The sequence below is a fragment of the Streptomyces sp. MMBL 11-1 genome (assembly GCF_028622875.1).
GTDB lineage: Bacteria > Actinomycetota > Actinomycetes > Streptomycetales > Streptomycetaceae > Streptomyces.
This window is the reverse complement of the sequence record NZ_CP117709.1, coordinates 4,017,047-4,041,594: the sequence shown is the minus strand read 5'-3', so window position 1 is coordinate 4,041,594 and position 24,548 is coordinate 4,017,047. Positions and strand designations below refer to the sequence as shown.

Sequence of the window (24,548 nt, the reverse complement as noted above, 5' to 3'; positions counted from 1 at the left end):
ATCGACGTTCAGAACAACCCACCCTGCACACTGCCGCCGCCGATGTCGATGAGGGGGACACCTACATCGCCCCCCGCCGCCGGCCCACCCTCCACGGGCACGGCCGCGAGGTCCCACCCGGTGATCAGCCGCGTGTCCAGGACGACCACGCCCATGCCGTCCACCGCCAGGTGCAGATCGGGCCCGGCCGCCGCGACGAGCCGCCCCGCGACGACGCCCCCGTCGACCAGCTCCCGCACCGACCGCACGGGGGCGGGCGCCCGGTCGATCCCGAAGACCTCGGACTGATCGACGACTTCGAGGGGCAGCCGCTCCAACGACTCGGGCCAGCCGCGCCCTTCGAGCCGCGCGGCCCGCCCGTACAGCTCCGCCACCTCGGCGGCCCGCTCCTCGCGCCCGGGAAGCCGCCCGCGCACGGCCCGCTTCCTCGCGTACGGGATCCGGTCGGGCACCCCGAGGGCCGCCCGCAGCACCTCCTCGGTCCGCCGGGCCGCCATGAGGGGCCCGCGCCCCAGCCAGCCGAAAACCACGGCGCCCTGCTCCCGCAGCCGCGCGGCGCCGCGCTCCTCCCCGGTGATCCCGACCTTGACCAGGCCGGGCCCGAACCACGCGAGATACACGCGGTACGTCCGTGGGTCGTCCGCCATCGTGTCGGCGGCCACCGAGTGCGCCCGGTCCAGCCGCGCGCACTCGGCGCACCTCCCACCGGTGGACCGCCCCGGCACCACGGCGCCCAACGGGCACACATTCCCCCGGGCCCCCACGCAGTGCCGCTCCCCGAGGGCCCGGAACCCGAGGCCGGCCCCGTACGCGAGGACACTCACCCGCCGGTCAGCGCCCCTGCTCCACCCCAGCTCGGGCACCTGCCCGGGCCACCGCACCCCGGCGCACCACCACCCACCGGACACCCGGACCCCGCTCTCTCCTCCACCGGCACCAGATCACCGGCCGAACCGGCCCGGCGATGCTACGCGTAGCCTCCGACACCCTCGATCCGCCGCCGCATCGCGGCCATGCGCCGTTCGAACCGCCGGTTGAACCAGTTGATCCAGCCCATGAACCCCGCGCCGAAGCCGAGGCCCCACAGCCCGATCTGCACATGGCCCGCGGCGAACCAGAGGAACGGCGTGGCGAGGAAGAGCAGCCCGAGGAAGGGCAGGGCCCACCACCGGTTGCGCCAACGATCTTCCCGCCCGTGCCCCTTCGACCTCATCGCCGACCTCCGAGAGGAACGTGCCCGTCACGCCCCGTACAAAGTCGGCTACCCCACCACCGGCCCTCCGAACGACCGCCGCGGAGGGCCGTTATGATCCGGCTCATGGCGCTGACCGGGAACCAGGTGGATCTGTTCGAGGCCTCCATGCCCCGGCTGAAGGCCATCGCCTACCGCCTCCTCGGCTCCGCGGCCGACGCCGAGGACGCCGTTCAGGACACGTTCCTGCGCTGGCAGTCCGCCGACATCGAACGCATCGAGGTCCCCGAAGCCTGGCTGACGAAGGTCCTCACCAACCTCTGTCTCAACCAGCTCACCTCGGCGCGCGCCCGCCGCGAGACCTATGTGGGCCAGTGGCTGCCCGAACCGCTGCTCGCCGGGGACCCGATGCTCGGCCCCGCCGACACCGTCGAACAGCGCGAATCGGTCTCGTACGCCGTCCTCGCCCTCATGGAGCGCCTGTCCCCCAACGAACGGGTGGTGTACGTGCTGCGGGAGGCGTTCGCGTATCCGCACGGGAGGATCGCCGAGATCCTCGACACCACGGAGTCCGCGAGCCAGCAGCTGTTCCACCGCGCCAAGAAGCACATCGCGGCAGGCAGGGCCCGGACCGAGATCGACGAGGCCGCCGCCCGGCGGATCGTCGAGGAGTTCCTCACGGCCGCCACCAGCGGCCGGACCGAACCGCTCGTCCGGCTGCTCACCGCGGACGCCGTCGCGATCGGCGACGGCGGCGGAAAGGTGCCGGCCCGCACCAGGCCGTTCGAGGGGGCCGTGGCCGTCGCGAAGTTCATGCGGAGCCTGTTCACCCCCAACCAGGCCGCTCGCAGACTCCTCGGAGGCACCGCGGAGGTCCACGTCTCGTACGCCAACGGGCTGCCCGCACTCGTGGTCACCGTCGACGGCCGGGTCATCGGCGTCATGTGCCTGGAGATCACGGCGGACGGCATCGCCGCGTTCCGCAACCAGGCCAACCCCGACAAGCTCGAACGAGCGACGCGGCAGTGGGCGGCGACGGCCCACGGAGAACCGGTCCTCCGCCTCACCTGACCTTCCGTGACGCACGTCACACCACCCTTCTGTCAGAAATCGACGGGCTGCCCGGTTCAAGGGGCGAAACCGCGCGAGACAGGAGTGCAGGACATGCAGCAGAACATCCAGCAGCACCGCGTCATCGTCATCGGAGCCGGCTACACCGGAGCGAGTGCCGCCGGGCGCCTCGCCAGGCGGCTGCACCGCGAGGACGTCTCCATCACCCTCGTCAACGCCGAACCGGACTTCGTCGAGCGCGTCCGGCTGCACCAGCTCGCGGCGGGCCAGGACCTCCGCCCCCGCCCCTTCAGCGAGATGTTCGCCGGCACGGGCGTCCGGCTGCGCCTCGGGAAGGTCACGGGCATCGACGTCGACCGCCGAACCGTGTCCGTCACCGCCCCGGACGCAACCGGCGAGCCGGAGGCGTTGGAGTACGACACCCTCGTGTACGCCCTCGGCAGCGCCTGGAACACCCACGCCGTCCCCGGCGCCGCCGAACACGCCCACGACATCGCCGGCCGCCCCGGAGCACTGCGCCTGCGCGAGCGGCTGGCCGCCCTCGCCCCCGGCACGCCCGTGGTCGTCGCCGGCGGCGGCCTCACCGGTGTGGAGGCCGCGACGGAGCTGGCCGAGACCCGCCCGGACCTGGACGTCTCCCTGGTCGCCCGAGGAGCGCTGGGCGACTGGCTCTCCCCCAAGGGCGCCAGGCACCTGCGGAAGGTCTTCACCAACCTGCGGATCACCGCCCACGAGCACGCCGACGTCACCGCCGTGCACGCCGACCGTGTCACCACCACCAAGGGCGACATCCCGGCCGCGATCACGGTCTGGACGACGGGCTTCGCGGTCCACCCGATCGCCCGTGCCACACCGCTGCGGACCGGCGACAACGGCCAGATCGTGGTCGACGGCACCATGCGCTCGACCTCGCACCCGAACGTGTACGCCATCGGCGACGCGGCCCTGGTCGCCGGCCCCGGCGGCAAGCCGCTGCGCATGTCGTGCGCCTCGGGCGTCCCCACCGCCTGGCAGGCCGCCGACGCCATCGCGGCCCGCCTCACCGGCACCAAGCTCCCGACCACCGCACCCCGCTACTTCAACCAGTGCGTCTCGCTGGGCCGCAAGGAGGGCCTGATCCAGTACGTCACCGCCGACGACCGAGCCGTCAGCGCCGCACTGACCGGCCGCCTGGCCGCCCTCTACAAGGAACTGGTCTGCAAGGCCGCGGCGTGGGGCGTGGCGAACCCGACGATGGGCCTGCCGACCCGCCGCCACCGGGTCACGGCGGAGCGGACGTCGGCGACCACCACAGCCGCTGCCGCCGAAGCGGCTTGAGGCCCCGGTCCAGGACCGCCCCGAGGCGCTCCACAGCCTCGGGGCCCCGGGCGTCCCCGCTTCGGCAGCGCCCCCTCGCCGAACACGCCTACGCGTAGGGCCGGATGGCCACCGTGACATCCATGTCGAAAGCGTTCGCCTCCGCCGCGGACGGCAGACCCAGGGCCCGGTCGAGCACGCGGCCCAGCGGGCCGCAGCCACTGGTGCGCGGTGCGGCGAACGTCGCGTCCTGGGCGCCGAACGCGACGACCAACGGATCGCTGGATATCACCCGGGTGGGCTCGGTGTCCTTGAGCACCAGGTGGACCGCGTCCTCATCGCCGCCCACCGAGCAGCCCGGCAACGGCCGGGCCGACTGCCCGTGCGCCGCGCCTATGGCGAACTTGATGTCGAACTCGCCGCGCCGGGTGTCGTCGGACAGGAAGTCCGCATAACCGCCGTACTCCGGAGTCAGGGTCAACGGGGTGCTTCCCACCCGGATCGGCGCGGCGGACATCTCACCGAAGACCTGACGGAACTCGCCGTCCACACGACCTTCCGCGAACGTGATCTTCATGGGCCGGGTGAGCGGCTCATCGACGGTGCCCAGGCGCAGATGCCCCGTCGCGTGCATGACCTCGCAGCGCCAGGTCCCGGGGTCCGCACCCGCAGGCAGCTCATCAGCGGTCGGGCAGGCGGAGAAGGCGAACGCGGGCAGATCCGCGGCCCGTTCAGCTCCCTGCGCGGGCACAGCCCCCAGGGAGAGTCCGGCAAGCAGGGCCCCCGCAGCCGCACGTACGAAGCGGCGGACCGCTCGATTCAAGGTCACTCGGTTCGGCGTCATGCGTCTCAGTATTGCAGAGGTTCCTCTGCAGAGGAAGCGCTGCAGAGAATTGGCTGCTTTCTGGCTACACTGCCGCCATGACGCAAGACCGGAGATCCGAAGCCGTGGAGCGCCACACGGTCGAGAGCCCCGAGGTACTCAAGGCCCTCTCGCACCCCCTGCGCCTGCGCATCCTGCGCCGCCTCGGCACAGCGGGCCCAGCCACCTCGACCACTCTGGCCGCCGCCCTCGGCGAGAACACCGGGACGCTCAGCTACCACCTGCGCATGCTGGAGCGAAGTGGCCTCATCGAGGACATCCCCGAGCGCTCCACCGGGCGGGAGCGCTGGTGGCGCGGGGTTCGCGGGCTCGATATCCGCAGACCGCCGCAGGGTGAGCTGACGGAGGCCGAGCGCGCCATGTCCGCCGAGCTGGACCGGATGAGAATGGAGGAGGACGTCGAGCTGGCGCGGCAGTTCACCGCCGGGCAGGCGGAGTCGGAAGGCTGGATGCGGGGCTCACGCAGCCTCGTCCACCTCACGCAGGATGAGCTGGACGCGTTTCACGACGACTATCTGGCACTGCTCGCCCGCTATGCCCGTGGCCCCGAGGACGCCCCGGCCGGCGCCCGCCCCGTACTCCTCCGCTGGTTCGGCCTGCCCGCCGACTGACCGGCAGCCGCCGCCCGGCACGCGAGCGGTACAGAACGGCACGGAACGGTACGCACAAACGCGAGAGGCCCCCAGGATTTCTCCTGGGGGCCACTGGCTTGTTGTGCACTCGGCAGGATTCGAACCTGCAACCTTCTGATCCGTAGTTGTATGAACGCCGTCCATGGCGTCCATACAGTCCAGGGAGGCCCCTGGCGGACCAGGTGGGGCGCTCCGAATCCCGGGGCTCCGCCGCAGTCTGTTAGACGAGTGTGAGAAATCGTGAGGGCGTCGCCGCCAGCGACGCCCTCACAACCGACAGCATCCGGGCCCGTCAGGGCACCGGGTCGTCTTTGCCGAGGACGCCCGCTACGCGCGCCGCGGCGACCTCTGCCCGGAGAGAGTCGACCCCCCGCCGGATGCCTCGGGCGAGCAGAAGGAGCGCGACGAACCCCGCGACGATGAGGAGCCCGAGTGCCAGCATGATCATCCGTGGTGCCTTTCCCCGTTGGTTTGATGCAGCGGCCCGACGGACGTCATCGTCCGCCGGGCCGCCCCAGCCCTATGGAGGGCCGGTCGTTCTACCTCGCTTCGCTGCCCCGAGCACGGGGAGCGATCAGCCCCAGCCCGGGTCTGCGAAAGCGACGTCAGGCTGCGGCTCCGCAACCCTCACGCCCCAGCCCGGGTCCGCCACGACGACCGTGCGGTCCGGCTGCGCCGCGCTGACGGCGGGGGCGGCAAGAGCCGGAAGGGCGGCGAGCAGCACTACGGCTGCCGCGCGTCTGATCGTGCGCGTGATGGACATGTGAATCCCCTCCATGGAAACTCTACGATTCGAACGCCCGTGCGGGCGAAACGTCACTGAACGTAGGTTCGCATGGTGTTCCTGTTAAGAACAGGGGTTACGGTGTGCCAGAAACAGCACGTGCGGTATCTAGTACAACTTTGAAGGGGCAACCAAGTGCCGGACCTGCCAGACCTGCCAGACCTACCGCTCTCCCCGGAGGACCGGGAAACCTACCGGGCGGTCGCGTCCGACGGCGCCCCTCTGCCGGGGCACGACACGGCGCGCCTGGTCGGCCTGGGGCTGATCGCACCCAACCCCGACGAGCCCGGCCGGTACATTGCCCATGACCCTCGGGCTGCAGCACAGCAGGTCCTGGCGCAAGCCCAGGCCACGATCGCCCAGGCCGTCGCATGCATGGCCGAAGTGCCGGCAGTGGAGGGCCTCGCCCCGGCGTACGACCAGCACCGCTGGTACTCCGGGCCTGTGAGTGAGTTGCTCCAGACGCGAGACGAGATGAACCGGCGCATACAGCAGGCGCTACGGACCGCGTCCTTGGAGATGTGGACGGCACAGCCCGGCGCCCCAGTCGACCGCGACCCGGAGGTGCAGCGCACCGGGATGGATCGCGTCCTAGATCTGCGGAAGCGCGGCGTGTCGGTCAGGTCGCTCTACAACGTGGCGGTGCGCGATCACTCAGCGACCAGCGGGCATCTGGCGGCGGTGGTGGAGGCCGGGGCCGAGGTGGCCACCCTGGAAGAGACGTTCCCCCGTTTAGTCATCATCGACGGTGCCCATCTGTTCATCGACAACTGTGTGCCGGGCGGGAGGGACAGGGACTCGGGGTGGCACGTCACGGACCGCGCCACCGTCGCATGGGCGCACACGCTGTATCAGCAGCTCTGGGCCCGTGGCACTCGGTGGCAGGAGGGGGACGCCTCCAGCGGGATGCTGACCGAGCGCCAGAAAGCAATCCTCCGGGCGCTCGATGAGGGGGAGTCGCAGCACCGCGTCGGGCCGCGGCTGAACCTGTCTGAGCGCACCGTGACGAAGGAGCTGGCGGCCGCGCGCGCGGCGGTGGGCGCGCAGACGGTGTACCAGCTGATGGCCTGGTGGGGCCGTCGCCAGGCAGAGGGGTAGTCACTCGCCAGCCAGGGCCGCCGCCACCTCGTCGGGGGTGGCGGCTCTCGCGCATCGCGACGGCACGGCCCACTCCGGCCCCGGCGTGAGCGGCTCGAGGACCACGCCGTCGACGTCTCTCCCGACGAGCCGGCCGACCCGCCCGGATCTGGTGTCCACCATCACGCGCTGGCTGGTGCGTGCTCGCCATCCGTACTCGCTGGACACTGCGCCGTACCTCCGTGCTGGGTCCTGCAGCGTGCTTGATCAACCGTTTTACGGTAAACCGTAAAGACAAAACGATCATGCTCCGGTGAGCGTTGCCGGGTGTACCACGAGCCGATGCCTCCCGACCGCGTCCGGGCCCGGCGCCTGCAGATCGCCGACGCGATCCGCGCGGCCCGAGTCGGCGCGGGCCTCACATTGGAGGCCGTCTCGCTACGGACGGGCATCCGCATTGCGACCCTGAGCGAGATCGAGCAGGGGCACAGCTCGCCGCAGCTGGACACTCTGATCAGGGTCGCGGACGGGATCGGCGTGGAGCTCGAGGAGTTCGTACGCAGGTAGGCCCCCGGCCACTGCTCGGCCGGGGGCCTACCTGTGCCTACGTCCTGCTGGGCTGGACGACAGTGTGCGGATCACGCAGCCACACCTGCTGGCCTCGGGCCGTCGCAGTCAACCCGAACTGCTCGGCGTCAGGCCTGCCTGCGTCCTCGTACTCCCGCCACGCCTGCTCGATCTCTTCCCACAGGAACCCGGGCCCGTACTGCCACACCTCCTCACCCGAGGCAGTCGTGGCAGCGCCTCCGTCCGCGCGGCTCACCCAGACGCGGGCGCCGTCGGTGGTCTCGTGGCCGGAGACGCGTACACCGGGCAGCCGCGCCCCGGCGTACAGGGCGAATCCGAGGTCGAGAATCCGCGCGGGGTCCAGGCCTGCGGCGCGGGGCCGGCCGGTGCCCGTGATCTCGTGGTGGTCCGGGCGGTGCGAGCGCATCGGCATGTACATCGCCGACCCGCAGAACGGCCCGACCGCCACCCCGCCCTTTTGCACGTGGAGCTGGACCAGGGCGCCGGACCAGAAGTCCCGGGCCAGGGGGGCGACAATGATCCCGCCGGGCCGGACCTGCCGGAGCAGCATGTAGGGGATGTACCGCAACGCGCACGTGGCGATCAGCCGGTCGACCGGGCCCATACCGGGGATCCGCTCGGCTCCGTCGCCGACGTGGAGGTGCGGCCGGTATCCGGATCCGGCGATGGCGTCCGCGGCCTGCTGTGCCAGCACCGGGTCCACCTCGATGCTGTAGACCTGTTCGTCGCCGAGCCGCTCGCACAGCAGCGCGGCGACGTACCCGGTACCGGTGCCGATCTCGAGGACCCGGTGCCCATCCTCGAGATCGAGGAGCCCGAGCATCCGGGCCACCATCGACGGCATCGAGTTCGACGACGTCGCAATGCCGGGCCCGTCCACGGCCCCGTCATCGAGCTGGGTGACGACCGGTTCGTCGCTGTTGACCAGGGCCAGCCAGTCATCCGTCCCTACCACCGGCTCGCACCGGTCGGGGCGCTGACGCCAGATGTCCGGCGGGATGAACTGGCTGCGTGGCACGGCCTCGAACACCTGACGCCAGCGGGCATCGAGCAGCCCCTGGTCGGCGAGGCCCTGGACCAGGGCCGGGTACGTGGGGGTCTCCTGCGCCGTGCTCACGGCTGCGGGACGTACTGCTGGGGACGGCTGCCGTCAGGGGAGGGCTCCGGGGCGGGGTCGGGCGTCCAGGGCCTGTCCGACGGCTGCCCGCCGTGCTTGCCGTCGTCGGCCTGGTGGGGAGTGGTGCCGGGAACACCGGCCTGGGGAATGGTCATCGGTCTGCCCTTCGTCCGTGACCGCCAGGAGCGGCGGCCGGATGGTCCGCAGGGGCGATGCTCTGCCGAGCCTCACGCCACCGGCGGCCCAGCATGGTGGCGGTGGGGCATGCCATTCCTGCTCGGCATCCGGCGCAGGTCCTGGTGTGGCACAGCCACACCCTGTACGCCGCGTCGCCCGGTGCGGTCTGTAAGGTCTCGGCGCTCATGTTCGCCCCCTACGGGATGGGTTGCGGCACCGGTCGATCCTGGCGGGGGGACCGATGCCGCCGCTACTGAGATCACGCTAGGTGCCCGCGCGATCACACCCCAGGGGCGAACCCCACCACTCTAGAGGCCAACACCCGGCAGAAGTAGGGCGCTACGTCCTACCTCACAGGGCCGGGTCGACGCCGAGCCGCGACGCAAGGCCGCGCAGCGCGCCGTTCCGCCGGCGCTCGGCCTCGAGCATCTCCCGCACCGTCGCCGCTGCCCCGGCCTGAACTCGAATCCACTGCGGCTGTTCGGCCTCCACCTCCAGGAGCAGTTCCAGCGCGCCCGCCTGATCTCCGGTCTGATACTTGGCCTGCGCAACATCCACTCGGTACGAGGCAGAATGCACCGGGCGGCTGATGCTGCTGAGGTCCACGTTGGCGGCCGCGTCCAGGGCTGCGTCGGGCATGCCGTCCGTCCCGGCGAGGGCCACGTTCACTCGCTGCGTGCGGACATCGGTCACGCTGAACGCCGATCCGTAAGCGCGCACCGGGCCAGACTGTACGGCCGCGGACTCGGCGTGCGTCAACAGCTCCATTGCGTCGTCGTGCTGATCGGCACGCGCCGCAGGGGTCGCGGCAGCGATAAGCAAGTTTCCGTAGACGGCGAGCTGGTCAGGTGTCGCACGTCGGCGCGGCGGTTCGAGCTGGTCGGCTTTCCGCTCGGCGACGTCGCGCGCCTGCTCCCACCGGCCCTGGCGCAGGAGCACCCACGACAGGGTGGAAACGCCCATGCCCTCCAGCAGGGGATCGGATGCCCGGGCGGCGGCTGCCAGCTGCCGTTCAACGGCCGTGTACGCCCAGTCGGGATGACCGGACTGAGTGGAGAGGGATGCAGCCAGCTGATAGGTGAGGGCGAGGTCCCGCCACACTCCCTCGGTGTCGTGCTGTCGCGCGGTGGCGCGCCCGTCCCGCAACAGCTGGGGAAGGACCGCGGCCAGCTCGGAGTACCCTCCGGCCCAGTACGTGTCCGTAGCGGCCTGCACCTGGGACGCCCACTCGGCCGGGCTGGGCGGGTCCTCCAGATCCACATAGCCCAGAACACCTGGGAGAGAGCCAGGGTCCTGGATCGCGTCCCGCATGGCCAGGAGGCCACCGTCGGGCGTCAGTTCCTTGGTCACAGTGGGCTGTCCTACGAGGCGCTCGAGCTGGACGTCCAGCGCCCGAGCCAGGGCGCGCAACGTGTTGATTCGCGCGGACTCCCGGACCCCTTGCTCCAGCTTCCTGATGGTGTCGACGGACACCTCGGCGCGTTCTGCAAGTTGATCCTGGGTGATGTCGCGAAATTCCCTGAGCGCCCGAATGCGGTCGCCAATACTGATCTTCATGTTGGACCCCCGCCAGAAGGTTGGATCCACGGTACTCCGAAACGCAGAAATGCCCCCACCGCCGTGGCGGTGGGGGCGTAACGGTCATGGGTACTGGCGGCGGGTGGGGTCCAGGGCGAGGGCGAGCGGGCTCGGCGTGCTGGCCGGGTCGTCCGGCGCGGGCGGTGCGCCCGTCCGCCGGCAGACGAGGGCGTCCGGATCTCCGGGGGGTGGCTGCAAGGTGTATCCGTCGGGGCAGGACGGGCCTGCAGGGCCTGCGGGGCCCCGTTCGCCGGTCGCGCCGACGTCGCCCTTCTCTCCCTTCTCGCCGCGCTCGCCCTGGGGACCGTCAGCCCCGGCCGCGCCGTCACGGCCTGGGGCGCCCGTGACGGCCGGGCCGGGCGACCCGTCCGCCCCAGGCTTCCCGTCTTGGCCATCCTCGCCAGGTAGGCCGGCCTCGCCCTTCTGCCCGCGCGGCCCCGGCGGGCCGGAGATCGGCACGGGGACCTCGGCGCGGGCGGGCAGGTCGTCGACCGCGTCCGCCGGGTCCGGCACCGCCGGCGTCTCCCCGCCCGCCCGAATCTGGGCGCGCAGGGTCCGTACGTCCCCGGCGAGCGTGGACACCGCGTCCCCTCGTCGGTCGGCCTCGGTCGCCAGCTCGGTCGCCCGCCCCTCCGCCCGGTCGATCTCCAGGAAGGCCAGCGCCAAGCCGCCGCCGAGGGCCAGGAGCGCCGCCGCGATCCACAGCAAGGCGCGACGCCGGTAGAGGAGGGTCTGCGTTCGCGTCACGGCGTACCCCCCAACTCGGTCACCATCAGCCGCAGACGGGCGATCTCCGCCACGAGCTCGGCTTCCCGCGCCTCCGCGCGGAGCTCGGCGGCGGCCTGGTCCGCCTCGGCCTTGTCTCGCTCGGCAGCAAGCCGCGCGGTCAGGCTGTCGTAGCCGGTCATCAACGTGCCCTCCCGGGACGCACGCGCGGCGCCCCGGGACCCGTAGATGGCTGCCGCGGCTGCCACCGGCGAGGCCAGCAGTGCACCCAGCGCGGTGAGCATCGCAGCATCCACACGGTCCTCCAGCGCACTATGCGGTCAGGTCAGGCGCCCAGGCCGGACGGGGTGGCCGGGTCCTTCGCGGCGGGGAGCGTGGACGCGGTGCCTGGGCGGCCGACGAGACGGCCCGCCACCCACGACTTCGCCGAGGCGGCGAGCAGCGCGATCGGCGCGGCCCACCACACGGGTATGTCCGCAAGTTCCACGGCGGCCAGGCCGAGGGCGGCCTCGGCCCCGGTCCACATGGACCGCTCGGCCAGGTCCAAGACGAGTTTCTGCATGGTCGATCTCCAGTCGGGTGAAGGTGTGTTGGCGGGGTCAGACGGTGGGGACCTTGAGGCGGTCCCAGCTGGTCTTGCCGGGGATACCGTCGGCGTCGCTGCCGGTGTAGCCGCACTTGCGCTGCCAGGCGGCGTACGACTTCCGGTCCGCCTCCGACCACCGCGGGCCCGGGCCGACCTGGTACCGGCCGCAGCCCTCCGCGACCAGACGCTGGCCCATCGCAGTGACGACCGCGCTGTTCCGGCCGACCTTGAAGAACGCCGCCCCGGGGAACGGCGCGGACAGCGGCTTCGGCTTGGGCTTCGCGGCCGGCGTCGGCTCACCGCCGAGCCGCTTCCCGATCCGACCGCGCATCGAGTCCATCGTGAACCCGCGCGGATCGACCTTCCCCGGCTGCCACTCCAGGTGACCGATCACGGACCGCTGATCCCAGCCGTGCGCCCGGCAGACGGCGGCGGCCGCGCGCTCGATCGCGTCCAGCTGCGCGGCTGGCCACGGGTCCTTCCCGTCGCCGAGGTTGACGGCCTCGAAGCCGTAGAAGTGCCGGTTGCCGTCGGTGTTGGCCTCGTTGTCCGCCGGCAGGTCCCGCTCGGCGATGACGGCCCGGAGGACGTCGTCGTCGCCGGATCCGGCGTGGTTGGCCCGTCCGTTCCCGACGAGGTGGACTGTGCCGTCCTTGGCGATGACGCCGTGGCAGAGCGGGCCGGGGAGGGCGGAGTGGCCGTTGTAGCAGAGCTCCACCGAGGAGGCGGTGCCCGAGGTGACGGTGTGGTGGATCATCACGCCGTGAGTCGGTCCCCACGGGCCCTTGTGGTTGCGGTTGTTGGTGCGCCAGCTGCGGTGCTCGACGACGTGGAGGCCCTCGTCGCGGAGGGCCTTGAGCAGGCGGTCGGCGGACAGTGGTGTGGCCATGCGGTCTCCAGACATGACGATGCCCCGGGCCGGTCGGCGCGGGGCAGTGCGGGGGCGGAGGTGGGGGTCAGACGACTTCGGTGATGGTCACGGAGAGCCGTGAGTAGGCGTTGAACGTTCCGGCCCCACCGGCGCCGTTGATGACTCCTTCCATGTTGAAGGTGTGGTTGCCTGCGGCCGAGAGGGTGCCGCCGCCCCAGAGCATGGCCACGGTGTCGCGGTCGAGGGTGTCCATCGCGTGGATGGACAGTCCCGACTCGGCGACCCCGTCGACTGTCAGCCGGCCGACCATGAGGTTGGTGGTGTGGGCCGTGGTGACGTTGCAGTCGAACACCCCCGTCGCGGACCACGTGGCGTTGGCCGCCACGGTCGTAACGGTGATGGTGCACCCGGGGATCAGGGCGTATGTCGTTGAGGCAGTCAGCGGTCCGGACGCCGCGGCAATGTACTCCCTGGGCTGCATCCGGGTGAGCTGCCCGGCGGTGACGATCTGGCCTGCGAGGATCGGCATCAGGCTCCTTTCAGAGTGCGGCGCGCATCGGGTGGGTGAGGGACAGCGGCGTCCCGACGCCGTGGGGCTTGACGATGCTGTTGGCGGACCGGGTGACGGTCATGACCTGCGGGCTGAGGACCATGAAGTCGTCGTAGCGGAAGGCCACCGGCAGCGGGCCGGTGTAGCCGGGCTGGAGGTAGCTCCGCACCCCGACCTGCCCGGCGCCGGTGATCGCGGTCGTCGTCACGGACGCGGGCCACGTCGTCGGCTCCGCACTGCTCGTGGGCCACGCCCGCGCCCGCAGGGTCGTACCGGTGATCTGCGCCCGGATCCGCCACTGCTGACCAGCCGTGTACGTGCCCACGCCGACGACCTGCGCGTTGGACTGGGATCCGGCGACACGGGGCGACAGGCACAGCAGCGCACTGCCGTCCGGCTGCCACTGGAGACGCACGTGGTAGTACGTCTCGGCGGCGGTCTGGCGCAGGATCAGCCCCGCGGTGATGCCGTCGCCCGTCGTCAGGACCGGCACAGTGATGGACACCGCCACATCAGCATCTGCCAGCACCGCGGGCAGCGTTGACGCGTAGCTGACGTTGAGCTGGGTGGCTGTGCTGGCCCCGGCGCCGGTGGCCACCGCCCACGCCGCACCGGTCGCGGACCAGGTGCCGCCGACGTCCGCCGCCCCCCAACCGCCGGACTCGGACCGGCTGAAACTATCGCTGACACCAATCGCCGTCACGGTCACCTGCTCCCCGCCGGCCGTCACGTCGAACGGGAACTGATCCGGGTGCGTGGCGGTGGTGATCCAGGCCGGGCCGGCCGTCACCGTGACCGGCCACATCGCCGCGGTGTCCGACACCGCGACCGCCAGCTCGGTGCCGTCCGTATCCGCCCGGCCCAGCACCGGGTCCTCCACCACACCCACCTGCCACGGCCCGGCGGGAACGCAGTTCATGGTGAGGGTCCAGGCGTGCTGGTCGAGGACCTCGGTGTAGCCGAGCATGTGCTGATCGATGGTGTCAGGCGGTAGCCACGGCGGGGGGTTGCTGATCTGGATCCTGTCTCCGATGTCCATCGCGAGGACCTTGTCGACCAGGTGGGGTGCGGCGTGGAGCCACACGCTGATCACGGGGTAGCGGGCCTCGTCCCAGGTGCCGAGGTGCGTGCGCCACTGGGCAATCGGGGCGAGCGGGGTGTCGTCGTACAGCGACAGGGTCAGCGCCTCGTCATACGGGCCGACCCCCGCCGGCGGAGGCTGCACCGACAGAGGCCCCGACGCCACCACCGACCGCGCCGACGTCCCGCCGTCCCGCGTGATCGTGACGTCGTTACGCAGGCGCTGGTCATCCTCCACCGGCTCCAGCGGCGGAGGCACCTCCCCCCGCGCGCTGTAGTCGAGGGCCAGGGCGACGGGCTGGTTATAGAGCGTCCGCCGGTCCCGGTACACCAGCCCCGTACGGTCGCGCCGCTCGTAGAGGATTCCACCGTCAGCATCCTGGACCAGCTCCAGCAGGTTCAGGAGGGTGTCCGGGCGCTGGGGGCCGAGCCGTGTGGACCGGTCCGGGTAGTCCGAGCCGTGGCCGACCAGGTCGACGGTGGCCATCTCCTCGGAGCCGAGCCGGGCGATGCGCGCGAGGCTGCTCTCGCCGAGGAATCCATCGTCCGCGCCGTCGTAGATCAGGGTGGCGGGCGGTGTGCCCAGCACCCCCGTGCCGGGGGTGGTGAAGACCGACAGGTGCCCGATCGCCATGCCCTCCAGGAGGGCGTCCCAGGTGGCGGACACCGAGGTGACGCGGCCCTGTCCGGTGACGGGGACGGTGCCGACGTAGTAGCGGAAGTTCGTGGTGACGTCCCGCCAGGTAGCGGTGACGAGGCCGCCCGCGCCGCTGTACAAGGTCAGCCGGTTCCACTTCCCGGCGAACGCAGTCAGCCCCTCTGGGCTCGTGGAGTTGAACGCACCGATGATTGTGCCGTCGGCGGCGAGTACCTCCAGCCGGATCGCGGACGTGCTGGCGTAGAGGATCACAGTGCGCATGGTGGCCCCGGTGATCCCGAGCCGCAGCACCTCCGTCTGCACCGCAGGCAGAGCGGGCAAGTGGTACACCCACTCAACCTGCCAGCCGGTGACCGTGGTTGCCGGAACGCGGGCGAACAGAGCCGCCCCCGCCTGGACGGTGGGCAGCGGAGCGGAACCGCCGAGGGTGTCGTCCGCGGCCCAGTCCGCACCGGACAGGCGCAGCGGCTCAACCCCGGTTACCGGGCTGTACGCCAGGGTGTCTGCGGTGTCGGACTCCTCCATCGGCCAGTACGCCAGCAGCGACGGGGCCGAAGGGATACGGCGGCGGAGTGTCGACTCCAGCGCCTTCCGCCCCTGGCCCAGGCGGCGGGTCGTGCCCGCCGCCTCGACCGGCACCCAGACGTCCTCACCGGAGACGTCCCACCGGGCCGGCCACGAGCTGATCTCACCGATGAACCGGTACGCCCGGTCGTCGATGACCGCGGCCGTCCCGAGCGTCCAGGCCCGGCCGGCGCTGTCGCTCCACCCGGTGGTTCCGGCCGCCAGGGCCCGGACGTCGAGGTCGGCGACGACCGGACCGTTGATGCCCGCCCGGACCTCGGCGCGGTGGACGCGGCCGCGCACCGGGGCCCAGCCGGTGGCTGCGGCAGGTGCGACTTCCAGCGGTGCGGTGCCCGCGTAGATGCTCGTGGCGGGGGTGCTGGTCAGCGGGTCGCCGAGCGGGGTCCACGTCCCGTCCAGCGACGCTGCCCAGTAGAGGCGGGCGGTGAAGCCGCCGGACCCGTTGTCCACGTCCAGGGTCGCCCGGAGCGCGGCCCGCCTCGGCAGGGCGGGCAGACGATGCGACGCGAAGTACCAGACCGTTCCGTCCACGGACCAGCTCAGGTGCGCGCTGCCGTTCTCCAGGCGCAGCATGTAGGAGCGCTGGCCCCCGGCGCTGACCCACTTCCCCAGCAGCGTCTGCGCCGGGACGGCCCACCAGTCGCATGTGGCCTCGACCCGCAGGTCGAGGTCCCCGGTGATGTCGAGGGCGGCGGCGTCCGGGGTGCGGGCATAGGACGCGGTCGTGCCGTCCAGCTGCAGGTACGACTCCGGCCCCGGCACGGACACCCGCACCGGGGTGTTGCGCCCGATCAGCCCGTAGTACGGCGACATGGGGTTGCGGGGGCTGTACTTCCCCAGCCGGTTGTTGAGCTCCATGTCGCACGTGCTGGGCTCCAGCGAGGACGACTCGTCGGCCGCACCGCGGGTGATAGTGATCGGGGACCGGGTGTACGTGTCGGCCGTGATGTCCGTCCAGACCACGCCGATCAGCAGCTCGACCCGCACGTCCAGCGGCGTCTGCGGGAACGTCATGCTGTTGCCTCCTTCCCGTAGCCGAACGTCTTCTGCACGCTGCCCCTGCCGTCCTTGCGGACCATCGCGCGGATCCAGCGTTTGCCCTCCTCGGGGCCGACCAGTTCGATGCGCACCACCTGCTGGCCACCCGCGGTGAGGAGCGGTGCTGCAGGCCGCTGCACCATCGGACCGCCGGCCCCCGGCGGGGGCGGTGCCTGGACCGTCCCGGCCATGGCCGCGTCCAGCGCGCCCTGGCCGTCGGCGATGCCCGCCACAATCCCGGCCGGGACCATCGCCCCGACCTGGTCAGCCATCAGCCGCGACGGGCTCTTGATCTTCAGGGACTTCTTGATGGCCTTCGTCATGGCGACGGCGATGCCCGCCATCTGCTTCTCGATCGCCTTCTGCTGGGACTTGAGCCCCTTCACCAGGCCCTGTGCTGCCTGGATGCCGGCCCCGTACATCGCTGTCCCGGCGGTCGACCCGGCGGCGGTGGCCGCCCCGACAAGCTGCGCCTGCGTCGAGTTGATCTGCCCGATCTGACTCTTGCTCGCCATGGCCAGAGCGGTGGCCGCACCCGACCCCTGCTCGACCCCGGCCTGCGCGATCTGGGCGATGAGGTCGCTCCTGATGCCCTTCTTGCGGAGGGTGGCTAGCTGGGCGGCGAACTGCTTGGCCTGGTTCATCTTCTGCGTGAGCTGAGCCAGGATCGTCTGCGCGGTGACCGGCCCTCCGGTCGCGCCGGCGGTGATGTTCGCCGAGTCCAGGACGCCCTTGCGGACGTCGGCGGCCAGCTTGTCGCGCGCCTTGATCTGGTCGGAAAGCGACTTCGTTGCCGCCTTCATCCTCGAGGCCAGCTTCACCTCCCGGTTGGCCAGCGCTACCAGCTGCTTCGAGCCGGAGCTCACCTTCGCCAGCGCGGAGGACCGGGCCTTGCCGGGTGCGAGCGACTTGCGGACGATTCCGGCGACCTTGTCGGCCGCCGACTTCACCTGCTTCGCCGACCCGGTGAGCCCGACCGCCAGCCCCTTCGCGATCCACTTGCCCTGCTCGGTCGTCACCTTCGAGGGCGACGCGATACCGAGCGCCTTCGCGATCGGGCCGGGGACCGCCGACTTCGCGAAGCTCATCAGCTGCCCGCGAAGCCAGCCGCCCATGGACTGGATGCCCCGCCACAGGCCCTGAACGACGGCGACGCCCTTGTTGTACAAGAGGTTGTTCAGGGAGGACAGGGCGGAGAGGATCCGGCCGGGCATGCCCCGCAGGTACGCGATCAGCGCCCCGACCTTCGCCACGGTGCCCGCCTTGATGCGGTCCCAGTGGGTGAGGAAGTACTTGACGATGACCCAGCCGGTGACCCAGCTCAGGATCGTCACAAGGGTGCCCTTGATCTTCGACCACAGCCAGGAGAACACCACGCCCGTGTAGTGCTTGATCTTGTCCCAGTTCGCGATGATCAGGACGACGAGGCCGATCACCGCGGCGATGACCCATCCGATCGGGCCCATCGCGATCAGCCACTGTGCGGCCATCACGACCGCCCACGCCACCGCCCGGGCCGCCATCATCGTGAACTGCACCGCGGCGGTGATCCCGGCCCGGACGACAGCGGCGATCCACGTACCGATCGAGACGAGGGCACTGCCGACCCACGCCGCCGCGGTGGTGGCCGCCGAGACGACCGCGGCCCCGGCGATCCGCACGTAGGCCATCAGCCCGACGGCCATCATCCGCGACCACCCGGCGATCGCCCGCCAGGTCGCGGAGTTCATGACGTTCGTCGCCACCGTGGCGATCGCCGCGTAGGTGGCGTACACCTTCTGGGCAACGGCGACGGCCATGATGATCCCGGCCAGCGTGCCGAGGGTGTAGAGCAGCGGGACCACGGCCCCCTGGTTCTGCACCCCGAAGTTGATGAACCCGGCAGCCACGTCTGCCAGCTGCGTCAGGGCGCTGTTCTTGAACTTCTGGAGCGTGTGCGTGGAGCTGCCCTCCACTCGGTCAACCATCTCCTGGGTCGACCCGGCCGCGTCCTTCATGCCGACGGACGCGAACCCGCCGGCCTTCCCCAGCGCAATGAGGGACGTCTTGGCGTCCTCGCCGGGGCCGCCCATGAGCGCGGCACTGAGCCTGGTGGCGTCGGTCTGGTTCTTCACCTTCGACAGGGCGACGACGATCTGGTCGAACGCCTGGGTGCCCTTGCCGGTATTGATCAAGGTCTGAATCTGGTTGACGTCCAGGCCCAGTTCCTTCAGCGGTGCCTTGACCGCGTCGGTCTCGGCGATGCGGAGGTTGAACTCCTTCACTGCGTCGCCCAGCCGATCGAGCTGGAATAGAGGGTTCTTCGCCGACTCGGTCAGCGCACCCATCATCTGCGGGCCGGTGACGCCGAGCTCCTGAAAGAACCCGGAGTACTCGGTGACCAGCGCAGGAACCTCTGCGGCCATCTGCGCGGGAAGCTTCGACGCGGCGGCGGCGATCAGGTCGAACGCCTCGGTGCCGTCCTTCGCCATGCCGGACTTCATCAGGGCGCCGGCCGCCTGGGTGGCCTCGTTCAGGTCGTACTCGAAGGTGTCGGCCAGCACCTTGGCCTGCGTGGTGAGCTTCTGGAGCTCAGCCGACGAGGTGTCGCCGACGTCGACCATGGAGGACGCCACACCGCGCAGCGCCATGGCAGCCTCGTCGGTGTTCGCGGTGAACCCGGACGCGAACACAGCTCCGGTGACCTGCCCGATGCGGGCGGCCTCGGCCTTGTTGAGGTCGAGCTGGTTGGCGAGCTTGGCGTTCGCGCCCTCCATCGACAGGGACGTGGCGACTCCGACGCCGAGCGCCGCCCCGATCCCGGCGCCGATCGTCGCCGAGGCGGCGCCCATCCGCTCGCCCATCCGCTCGACAACACCGGATGCCTGGTCGCGCGCCACGAGGTTGAACACGAGAGAGGTGTCACCCACCGAGGGCACCCCCTCTCACTGGTCAGCTGTTCACTTGTTCATGGCCTCTTCGGTGGCCTTCTCGTACTGGTCCAGCCAGTCGAGGGCCGCGTCGGTCTCCTCGACCGTCATGGCCTCCCACTCCCACGGGCGGATGTGCAGGAGGTGGGCGGCGTTGCCGAGCTGCTTCAGCCGGCGATCGGCAGCTCTGCTTTTCCCGTGGTCTCGGCGTCGTCGTAGGCGTCCTCGATCTGCTGGTCGATCTGCTGAAGCGCCGCCGCCAGCTCGTCGCCGTGCAGGGACCCGAGGACGCCCTCGCGCATCGACTCGTACTCCTGCCGGGAGTACTCCAGCTTCAGCTCGTCCCACCCGAAGTCGACGTCCTCGAAGCGGGTCTTCGGGTGCTCGCGCCGCAGGTACGTGAATAGCAGCGCGCGGCGGCAGAGGCTGTTGCCCTGCAGCACATCCTGGGTGAACTGGGCGAAGTGCCGGCCGGTACGCCGCTCCAGGTCCTCCCGCTCCACGGACATCAGCTTCTTCGGCTCGTAGCGCCAGCGGGTCGGGGCTTCTTCGCCCTCACGGTGCAGCACCAGGAACATTGGTCAGTCTCTCTTCTCTATCGGGCCCGGTCCGCCAGGCGGCGGGCCATGTCTTCCATCGCTTCGTGGACAGCCGCCAGGTGGCGGTCGGAATCGTTCTCGAACGCCTCGTCGAACCACTGCCGTTTACCGGTCTGGGTGCGCCACGGTTCGCGGCCGTAGGTGAGGGTCCGCCACCCGCCGTCGCGGCGGTTTGTACGCTTCGGCGCGTTGGCGAAGCCGCGCAGGCCGGGCGTCTTGAACGCCTTGACCCTGGCCCCGGTCCACCGGCCGCCGAGCTTGACCTCGGGCCTGATCTTCTTGGCGATCCCGGCCCGCAGTCCGGGGCCGGTGCCGGTCCCGGACGAGGCCATGCCCATGATCGAGGACTTAGCGGTCGCCGCCCCGGGGCGCAGGGCATCCCGCATGTTCTTCGCGAGGTCCTTGCGCAGGAGCTTGCCGTCCTCCTCGCGGCGAATCGCACGGACCAGTGCAGTGAGCCCTTCGTGCGTGACCGTCAGCTCGAACGGCGGCCCGCTGGTCGCCATCAGGCGACGGTGCGGGTGACGGCTCCCGACGTGGGGTAGCTGACGGACACCGAGGCCTCGTCGCCGACGCTCCCCTCGATCGGGTTCCAGCCGTTGATCAGCACGTTGCCCGCCCACTCCGGGTTGGACGCGGACTTGGGGGCCGCGTCGAGGCGGGCGACGAACGGGACGACCTGGCCGAGCAGCGGCCACATGATGCTGTCGATCTCTGTTGCGGCAACGTCCTGCAGGAACTCAAGTCCGAGCTCACCGGACTTGAGCCCGCCGATGACTTCCTTCCAGCCGAGCGAGGCGTAGGTGGTGACGTCCTTGTCCTCCACCTCGACCGTGAGCTCCGCCTTGCGGGCGCGGTCGGAGAGATCGTTGCTGGCGAGGCTGATGAACGCTGCCAGAAGGACCATCTTGGCCATGGGTGATCACCTGATTCCGAGAGAGACGGCGAGCATGAAAGAGGGCGTCGTGCCGGTGATGTCCCAGGCGACGCGCCAGTGGGTGTCCGTGATGGCCAGCCCGTCGGTGCGGGCGATCTGCCCGCCGGGCGCGGTGGCCGCGGCGAAAGCGGCGCGGGTGACCGGGGTGCCGAATGCGGCGCTGTCGTCCGACTCGATGCGGGCCGTGATCGACGGGGTGGTCCCGGCGGCGGACAGCACGTGCAGCGCGGCGTACAGCCTTTTCCCCGCAAGCACCGGGCCGAGGTTGAGCGCCGTCCCCGTGCCGGTCGCGGTGCGGGCGATTCCGGGCGGGTGAGCTATCTGCCCACGCACCAGCGGCCAACTGCTCTTGATGGTGCCCGACCACGGGGCGACCTCGCCGACGGCGTCGCCCACCTTGTAGTCGGTGCGCAGCCCGTACACGAGGTAGGCCAGGGCGCCCACGACGGAGTCGGTGGGGCAGACCGTGTAGGGGCCGGTGCCGCCGAGCGCGGACCAGGACGCGTCGTCGACCATCGACGGGTCGCCCGCCTCCCACTGCCCCTCACCGGCGATCTCAGCCGAGCCGAGCCCGCCAATGATCTCCTTCCAGCCCTGGCTGCGGTAGTTGGTGACGTCCTTGTCCTCGATCTCACTGCTGAGTTCGATCTTGTTGCTGGCACCGCTGAGGTCGGCGCCCGGGGCGAACAGGCGGGTGTCCATGAGCACGAACTTGGGCACGGGTCAGTCCCCCTTTCCAATGATCTTGAGGATGAGTTCGGCCCCGATGTACTGGGCGCCCTGGTGCTCGTACCAGCGGTAGCCCTGGACCCGCATCACCTGCAGGTCGTCGGCGGCGCCGCCGAGGGCGGGCTGCCCGGGCGCGCCGCGAGCCGCCTCGATCGCGGCCTTGAGCGAGGCGGGTCCGGCTCCGGAGAGCAGCCCGTCCAGGATCCGCTGGGCCACCTCGTCGTCGGCCAGGCCGACGAGGACGCGGCACGTGAGCTCGGCGGAGTCGAGGCCGCGGCGCATCGTGCGGTCAAACTCCACGCTGTACTCGCCGGTGAAGAAGTGCGGTTCGGTCACCGCGTCCGGGGTGTATCCGGTGCAGGTCAACTTGGCGGCGACGGGCAGCACCACGGCGGACGCCGCCTCGGCGACCGCCGCCCGTACGGCGGACATCTGCATGCGGGGAGCTCCTATCCGAAGCCGGGGGCGACGTACTGCTCGATGAGGTTCCAGACGTCCGGGTCACGGCGGCTCAGCCGCACGACACCCCACTCGGCCGACCCGGTCACACCCTCCGGGGAGTCCTTGCGCTTGAAGAGGCGGTTGGCTTGGATGAGCGTCGCCTGTTGCACGTCGTCGGGGATGGCCGGCCACCCGAACCGGGCGGTGACCCTCACCCGCGTACGGCCGTGGGCCCACGGGGCACCGATGCGCAGGAGCCCGGTCACCGGCCGCCCGTCCAGGAGCGCGTTCTCGGGAATGCCCTCGACCCGGTCGGCGCTGAGCGGCGACCAGGACGTCCCCGAGCCAACCTCTACGACCAGGCCGGTGAGGTCGCCGATGTCGTCGACCAGGAGGACATCGCCGTCGTCTTCCGCCACGGTGCGTCCGGCCGCCCGGTAGGTGCGGGTGACCGGCGCGGGGTCCAGCCAGAACCGGCGCCCGCACGTCTTGTCGATGGACCGGCTGGCCGAGGTCAGCGCCCGCTGCAGCAGATCGTCCCGGGGATCAGTGTCCTGCGTCTTGAGCATGAGCCGCAGCGTCTCGATCGACGCGTAGTCCTCGGCCACGCACCTACTCCTTCGCGGTGCTGCGGCGCGTGGTCCCGGTCTTCTTCGCCTGCGCCGGGGGCGCGGCCTGCGCGCCGTCGTCGGCCGCCGCCACGGTCGCGGCCTCCGTGTTCGGGCCGGGGCTCTGGTCGGTGGTCTGCTGAGCGGGGTCGGCCGGGGTGCGGTCCTGCGGGCCGTCGCCCTTGTCCGGCTCGGGGTCGGCCCCAAGGCGGCGCAGCTGGTCGTCGACCTGGTCCACCCGGTCGTCCTTGCCCTTGGCCACGTATGCGGCGCGCTCGCGCCGCAGCGCGGCCACCATGTTCTCGTTGCGCGTGCTCATCGGTGCTGTCCTCTCAGGAGATAGCCAGGTGCAGGCAGGCCCGCGCGCCGGAGTCGTGGTGCGCGGACCTGCCTGCTACGGGGGTCAGAAGGTGGGTGCAGCCAGACCGGTGCCGCCGATCTTCTGCATGCCGTTCGCGTACCTCGAGAACGTGTACGCGTAGTACTTGTAGGCGACCAGCAGGACACCGAGGCTGGCGGCCTTGGCCTGCTCTGCGCGGATGAACAGCGGGGCCTCGCCGTCCTCCCACAGGTGGCACTCGTCCTGCGGGACCACGAACATCTCGTCCTCGTTCGTGCCGGCCCCGAGGTTGGTGGCGATGTTGTTGTCGACGATGACCTCAAGTCCGCACGGCAGCACACCGCGCGGCCCGGACGCGTACGACGACTGGGCGTTCGCCGTACCGCCTGCCTGCACCGGCAGGTTCGACCAGTTGATCATCGGCCAGACCGACGACATCTGGGAGGACAGCCAGTACCAGCGGCGCGAGCTCATCACCGCGTGCGTCGGCTGACCCATCGCCAGGAGCGCCTCCTCCACCCCGGCGGCCGCCCCGAGGATCTTCGGGTAGAGCTCGGCGCCGGTCGGGTCCAGGTCGGTGTACGACGTCGCCTGGGCGACGGCGGACAGCCCGGTCGTGGCCTCGTTGATGAGGGTGTTGTCCAGGACCGTGGCGACCCGGTTGAACAAGTCCTGCATCGTGACGTCCTCGATGCCGGTACCGCGGTCGATCGCCTGCCGGCTGACGGACTGCTGACCCGCCGCGGTCTTGACCGGGATGGTGAGCAGATCGCTGTCCATGTCGGTCTCGGACACGTTGGCGTTCTCAGAGGCCTGGTTCGCCGCGGACGACCCGGTCGTGATGCGGGAGATGTTCACGGACATGCCGTCGGGCGGCAGCTGGTGCGGGTTGCAGATATCCGCGAACGGCCGCAGCTTCGCCGTCTTCGGCGCGTACATGTCGGTGAGGTACTGCGGCACCGTCAGCCCGGAGAACGCCCCCGTGCCAGTCGCGCGGAGGAAGTACTCGGCGCGCTCGACGCGCTCCTCCTGCATGTGCCGCGACAGCCGCGAGGACGCCTCCACGTCCTGGAACAGGAACTGGCGGGAGACGTCCATCAGGAATGCCTTGCCGTTGGGGTCCTGGTCCTTGCGGTAGGTGCGCTCCTCCTGGCCGACGCGGGCGACCTGGTCGTAGGCGGGGCGGCGGGCCTCGGTCGGCTTCTGCTTCTTCGCCTCGGCTGCCCGCTCCATCTCCTCCGTCTTGATCTTGTTGGCGTTGGCGAGCTTGTTCTCGATGCCGGCCACGTCGTTCTTGGACTGGTCGCGGGCGGCGAACAGCTCAGTGATCCGCTGGTCCTCCTCCGGCTCCAGGTTGCTGCGGCCGTCCTGCTGCGCCTTGTCCAGGATGAGCTGGATCTCGGCGCCGCACTTCTTGCCGCGCTTGTGCGCGGCCTCGAGCTCAACCTCGATCGAGGCGATCAGGTCGTCGATGGTTCCAGGCATGGTGGTGCCCT

At 70.8% G+C, this 24,548-nt stretch carries 28 protein-coding genes; 5 read left to right on the top strand and 23 right to left on the bottom strand.

What is annotated here, in order from left to right; genetic code table 11:
- Positions 1 to 8: 8 nt before the first annotated feature.
- Both PSQ21_RS17740 and PSQ21_RS17735 read right to left on the bottom strand, forming a co-directional pair.
- Positions 9 to 908 carry a DUF2797 domain-containing protein gene (locus PSQ21_RS17740; RefSeq protein WP_274031514.1) on the bottom strand — a complete coding sequence of 300 codons (900 nt, stop codon included), beginning with the start codon at positions 906 to 908 and terminating at the stop codon, positions 9 to 11.
- Between the two features lie 59 nt (positions 909 to 967).
- Positions 968 to 1,213, bottom strand: a complete 246-nt coding sequence (locus tag PSQ21_RS17735) for a hypothetical protein (protein WP_274031513.1) — start codon at positions 1,211 to 1,213, stop codon at positions 968 to 970.
- A 105-nt stretch (positions 1,214 to 1,318) separates the two neighbouring features.
- On the opposite strand from PSQ21_RS17735, the gene sigJ reads away from it, so the two are divergent.
- Both sigJ and PSQ21_RS17725 read left to right on the top strand, forming a co-directional pair.
- Positions 1,319 to 2,263, top strand: a complete 945-nt coding sequence (gene sigJ / locus PSQ21_RS17730) for an RNA polymerase sigma factor SigJ (RefSeq protein ID WP_274031512.1) — start codon at positions 1,319 to 1,321, stop codon at positions 2,261 to 2,263.
- 93 nt (positions 2,264 to 2,356) lie between these two features.
- Positions 2,357 to 3,580, top strand: coding sequence for an NAD(P)/FAD-dependent oxidoreductase (locus PSQ21_RS17725; protein ID WP_274031511.1), 1,224 nt, complete (start codon positions 2,357 to 2,359; stop codon positions 3,578 to 3,580).
- Positions 3,581 to 3,668: 88 nt separating this feature from the next.
- Here PSQ21_RS17725 and PSQ21_RS17720 read toward each other — a convergent pair whose 3' ends face one another.
- Complete coding sequence (locus PSQ21_RS17720; RefSeq protein ID WP_274031510.1) at positions 3,669 to 4,403, bottom strand: hypothetical protein; 735 nt, start codon at positions 4,401 to 4,403, stop codon at positions 3,669 to 3,671.
- A gap of 77 nt (positions 4,404 to 4,480) precedes the next feature.
- Between PSQ21_RS17720 and PSQ21_RS17715 the strand changes: the two genes are divergently transcribed.
- Positions 4,481 to 5,053 carry a winged helix-turn-helix domain-containing protein gene (locus tag PSQ21_RS17715; protein ID WP_274031509.1) on the top strand — a complete coding sequence of 191 codons (573 nt, stop codon included), beginning with the start codon at positions 4,481 to 4,483 and terminating at the stop codon, positions 5,051 to 5,053.
- A gap of 313 nt (positions 5,054 to 5,366) precedes the next feature.
- Here the strand turns inward: PSQ21_RS17715 and PSQ21_RS17710 are convergent, their stop codons facing one another.
- A complete protein-coding gene (locus tag PSQ21_RS17710) occupies positions 5,367 to 5,522 on the bottom strand; it encodes a hypothetical protein (RefSeq protein WP_274031508.1) in 156 nt (51 codons plus the stop codon).
- A gap of 126 nt (positions 5,523 to 5,648) precedes the next feature.
- Positions 5,649 to 5,837, bottom strand: a complete 189-nt coding sequence (locus PSQ21_RS17705; RefSeq protein ID WP_274031507.1) for a hypothetical protein — start codon at positions 5,835 to 5,837, stop codon at positions 5,649 to 5,651.
- 156 nt (positions 5,838 to 5,993) lie between these two features.
- Here PSQ21_RS17705 and PSQ21_RS17700 point away from each other — a divergent pair, with 156 nt between their 5' ends.
- Positions 5,994 to 6,956, top strand: a complete 963-nt coding sequence (locus tag PSQ21_RS17700; protein WP_274031505.1) for a LuxR C-terminal-related transcriptional regulator — start codon at positions 5,994 to 5,996, stop codon at positions 6,954 to 6,956.
- 321 nt (positions 6,957 to 7,277) lie between these two features.
- Positions 7,278 to 7,502, top strand: coding sequence for a helix-turn-helix domain-containing protein (locus tag PSQ21_RS17695; protein ID WP_274031504.1), 225 nt, complete (start codon positions 7,278 to 7,280; stop codon positions 7,500 to 7,502).
- A gap of 37 nt (positions 7,503 to 7,539) precedes the next feature.
- Here PSQ21_RS17695 and PSQ21_RS17690 read toward each other — a convergent pair whose 3' ends face one another.
- The 18 genes from PSQ21_RS17690 to PSQ21_RS17605 all read right to left on the bottom strand — a co-directional run bounded on the left by PSQ21_RS17690 (position 7,540) and on the right by PSQ21_RS17605 (position 24,537).
- Positions 7,540 to 8,640 (bottom strand): methyltransferase domain-containing protein, encoded by a 1,101-nt coding sequence (locus PSQ21_RS17690; protein ID WP_274031503.1) that lies wholly within the window; start codon positions 8,638 to 8,640, stop codon positions 7,540 to 7,542.
- Positions 8,637 to 8,795 carry a hypothetical protein gene (locus PSQ21_RS17685; protein WP_274031502.1) on the bottom strand — a complete coding sequence of 53 codons (159 nt, stop codon included), beginning with the start codon at positions 8,793 to 8,795 and terminating at the stop codon, positions 8,637 to 8,639. The genes PSQ21_RS17690 and PSQ21_RS17685 overlap by 4 nt, the downstream gene beginning before the upstream one ends.
- A 373-nt stretch (positions 8,796 to 9,168) precedes the next feature.
- Positions 9,169 to 10,374 carry a helix-turn-helix domain-containing protein gene (locus PSQ21_RS17680; RefSeq protein WP_274031501.1) on the bottom strand — a complete coding sequence of 402 codons (1,206 nt, stop codon included), beginning with the start codon at positions 10,372 to 10,374 and terminating at the stop codon, positions 9,169 to 9,171.
- 84 nt (positions 10,375 to 10,458) lie between these two features.
- Positions 10,459 to 11,142, bottom strand: coding sequence for a collagen-like protein (locus PSQ21_RS17675; protein ID WP_274031500.1), 684 nt, complete (start codon positions 11,140 to 11,142; stop codon positions 10,459 to 10,461).
- On the bottom strand, positions 11,139 to 11,417 hold the full coding sequence (locus PSQ21_RS17670; protein WP_274031499.1) for a hypothetical protein: 279 nt from the start codon (positions 11,415 to 11,417) through the stop codon (positions 11,139 to 11,141). Before PSQ21_RS17670 ends, PSQ21_RS17675 begins: the two co-directional genes overlap by 4 nt.
- 29 nt (positions 11,418 to 11,446) lie before the next feature.
- Positions 11,447 to 11,683, bottom strand: a complete 237-nt coding sequence (locus tag PSQ21_RS17665; RefSeq protein WP_274031498.1) for a hypothetical protein — start codon at positions 11,681 to 11,683, stop codon at positions 11,447 to 11,449.
- 37 nt (positions 11,684 to 11,720) lie between these two features.
- Positions 11,721 to 12,596: a peptidoglycan-binding protein gene (locus PSQ21_RS17660; protein ID WP_274031497.1), complete on the bottom strand. Its 876-nt coding sequence runs from the start codon at positions 12,594 to 12,596 to the stop codon at positions 11,721 to 11,723.
- Between the two features lie 67 nt (positions 12,597 to 12,663).
- Positions 12,664 to 13,107 (bottom strand): hypothetical protein, encoded by a 444-nt coding sequence (locus PSQ21_RS17655; RefSeq protein WP_274031496.1) that lies wholly within the window; start codon positions 13,105 to 13,107, stop codon positions 12,664 to 12,666.
- A 10-nt stretch (positions 13,108 to 13,117) separates the two neighbouring features.
- Entirely contained in the window at positions 13,118 to 16,465 is a 3,348-nt protein-coding gene (locus tag PSQ21_RS17650; RefSeq protein WP_274031495.1) for a hypothetical protein, read from the bottom strand.
- Positions 16,462 to 19,398: a hypothetical protein gene (locus PSQ21_RS17645; RefSeq protein WP_274031494.1), complete on the bottom strand. Its 2,937-nt coding sequence runs from the start codon at positions 19,396 to 19,398 to the stop codon at positions 16,462 to 16,464. The genes PSQ21_RS17650 and PSQ21_RS17645 overlap by 4 nt, the downstream gene beginning before the upstream one ends.
- 167 nt (positions 19,399 to 19,565) lie before the next feature.
- Positions 19,566 to 19,976: a hypothetical protein gene (locus PSQ21_RS17640; RefSeq protein WP_274031493.1), complete on the bottom strand. Its 411-nt coding sequence runs from the start codon at positions 19,974 to 19,976 to the stop codon at positions 19,566 to 19,568.
- A gap of 17 nt (positions 19,977 to 19,993) precedes the next feature.
- Positions 19,994 to 20,503, bottom strand: coding sequence for a hypothetical protein (locus PSQ21_RS17635; RefSeq protein ID WP_274031492.1), 510 nt, complete (start codon positions 20,501 to 20,503; stop codon positions 19,994 to 19,996).
- Positions 20,503 to 20,913: a hypothetical protein gene (locus tag PSQ21_RS17630; RefSeq protein WP_274031491.1), complete on the bottom strand. Its 411-nt coding sequence runs from the start codon at positions 20,911 to 20,913 to the stop codon at positions 20,503 to 20,505. The genes PSQ21_RS17635 and PSQ21_RS17630 overlap by 1 nt, the downstream gene beginning before the upstream one ends.
- A 6-nt stretch (positions 20,914 to 20,919) precedes the next feature.
- Positions 20,920 to 21,654 (bottom strand): hypothetical protein, encoded by a 735-nt coding sequence (locus PSQ21_RS17625; protein WP_274031490.1) that lies wholly within the window; start codon positions 21,652 to 21,654, stop codon positions 20,920 to 20,922.
- A gap of 3 nt (positions 21,655 to 21,657) precedes the next feature.
- Entirely contained in the window at positions 21,658 to 22,101 is a 444-nt protein-coding gene (locus tag PSQ21_RS17620) for a hypothetical protein (RefSeq protein WP_274031489.1), read from the bottom strand.
- 11 nt (positions 22,102 to 22,112) lie between these two features.
- Positions 22,113 to 22,712, bottom strand: coding sequence for a phage gp6-like head-tail connector protein (locus PSQ21_RS17615; RefSeq protein WP_274031488.1), 600 nt, complete (start codon positions 22,710 to 22,712; stop codon positions 22,113 to 22,115).
- Positions 22,713 to 22,716: 4 nt separating this feature from the next.
- Positions 22,717 to 23,031: a hypothetical protein gene (locus tag PSQ21_RS17610; RefSeq protein ID WP_274031487.1), complete on the bottom strand. Its 315-nt coding sequence runs from the start codon at positions 23,029 to 23,031 to the stop codon at positions 22,717 to 22,719.
- 84 nt (positions 23,032 to 23,115) lie between these two features.
- On the bottom strand, positions 23,116 to 24,537 hold the full coding sequence (locus PSQ21_RS17605) for a phage major capsid family protein (RefSeq protein WP_274031486.1): 1,422 nt from the start codon (positions 24,535 to 24,537) through the stop codon (positions 23,116 to 23,118).
- Positions 24,538 to 24,548: the final 11 nt, after the last annotated feature.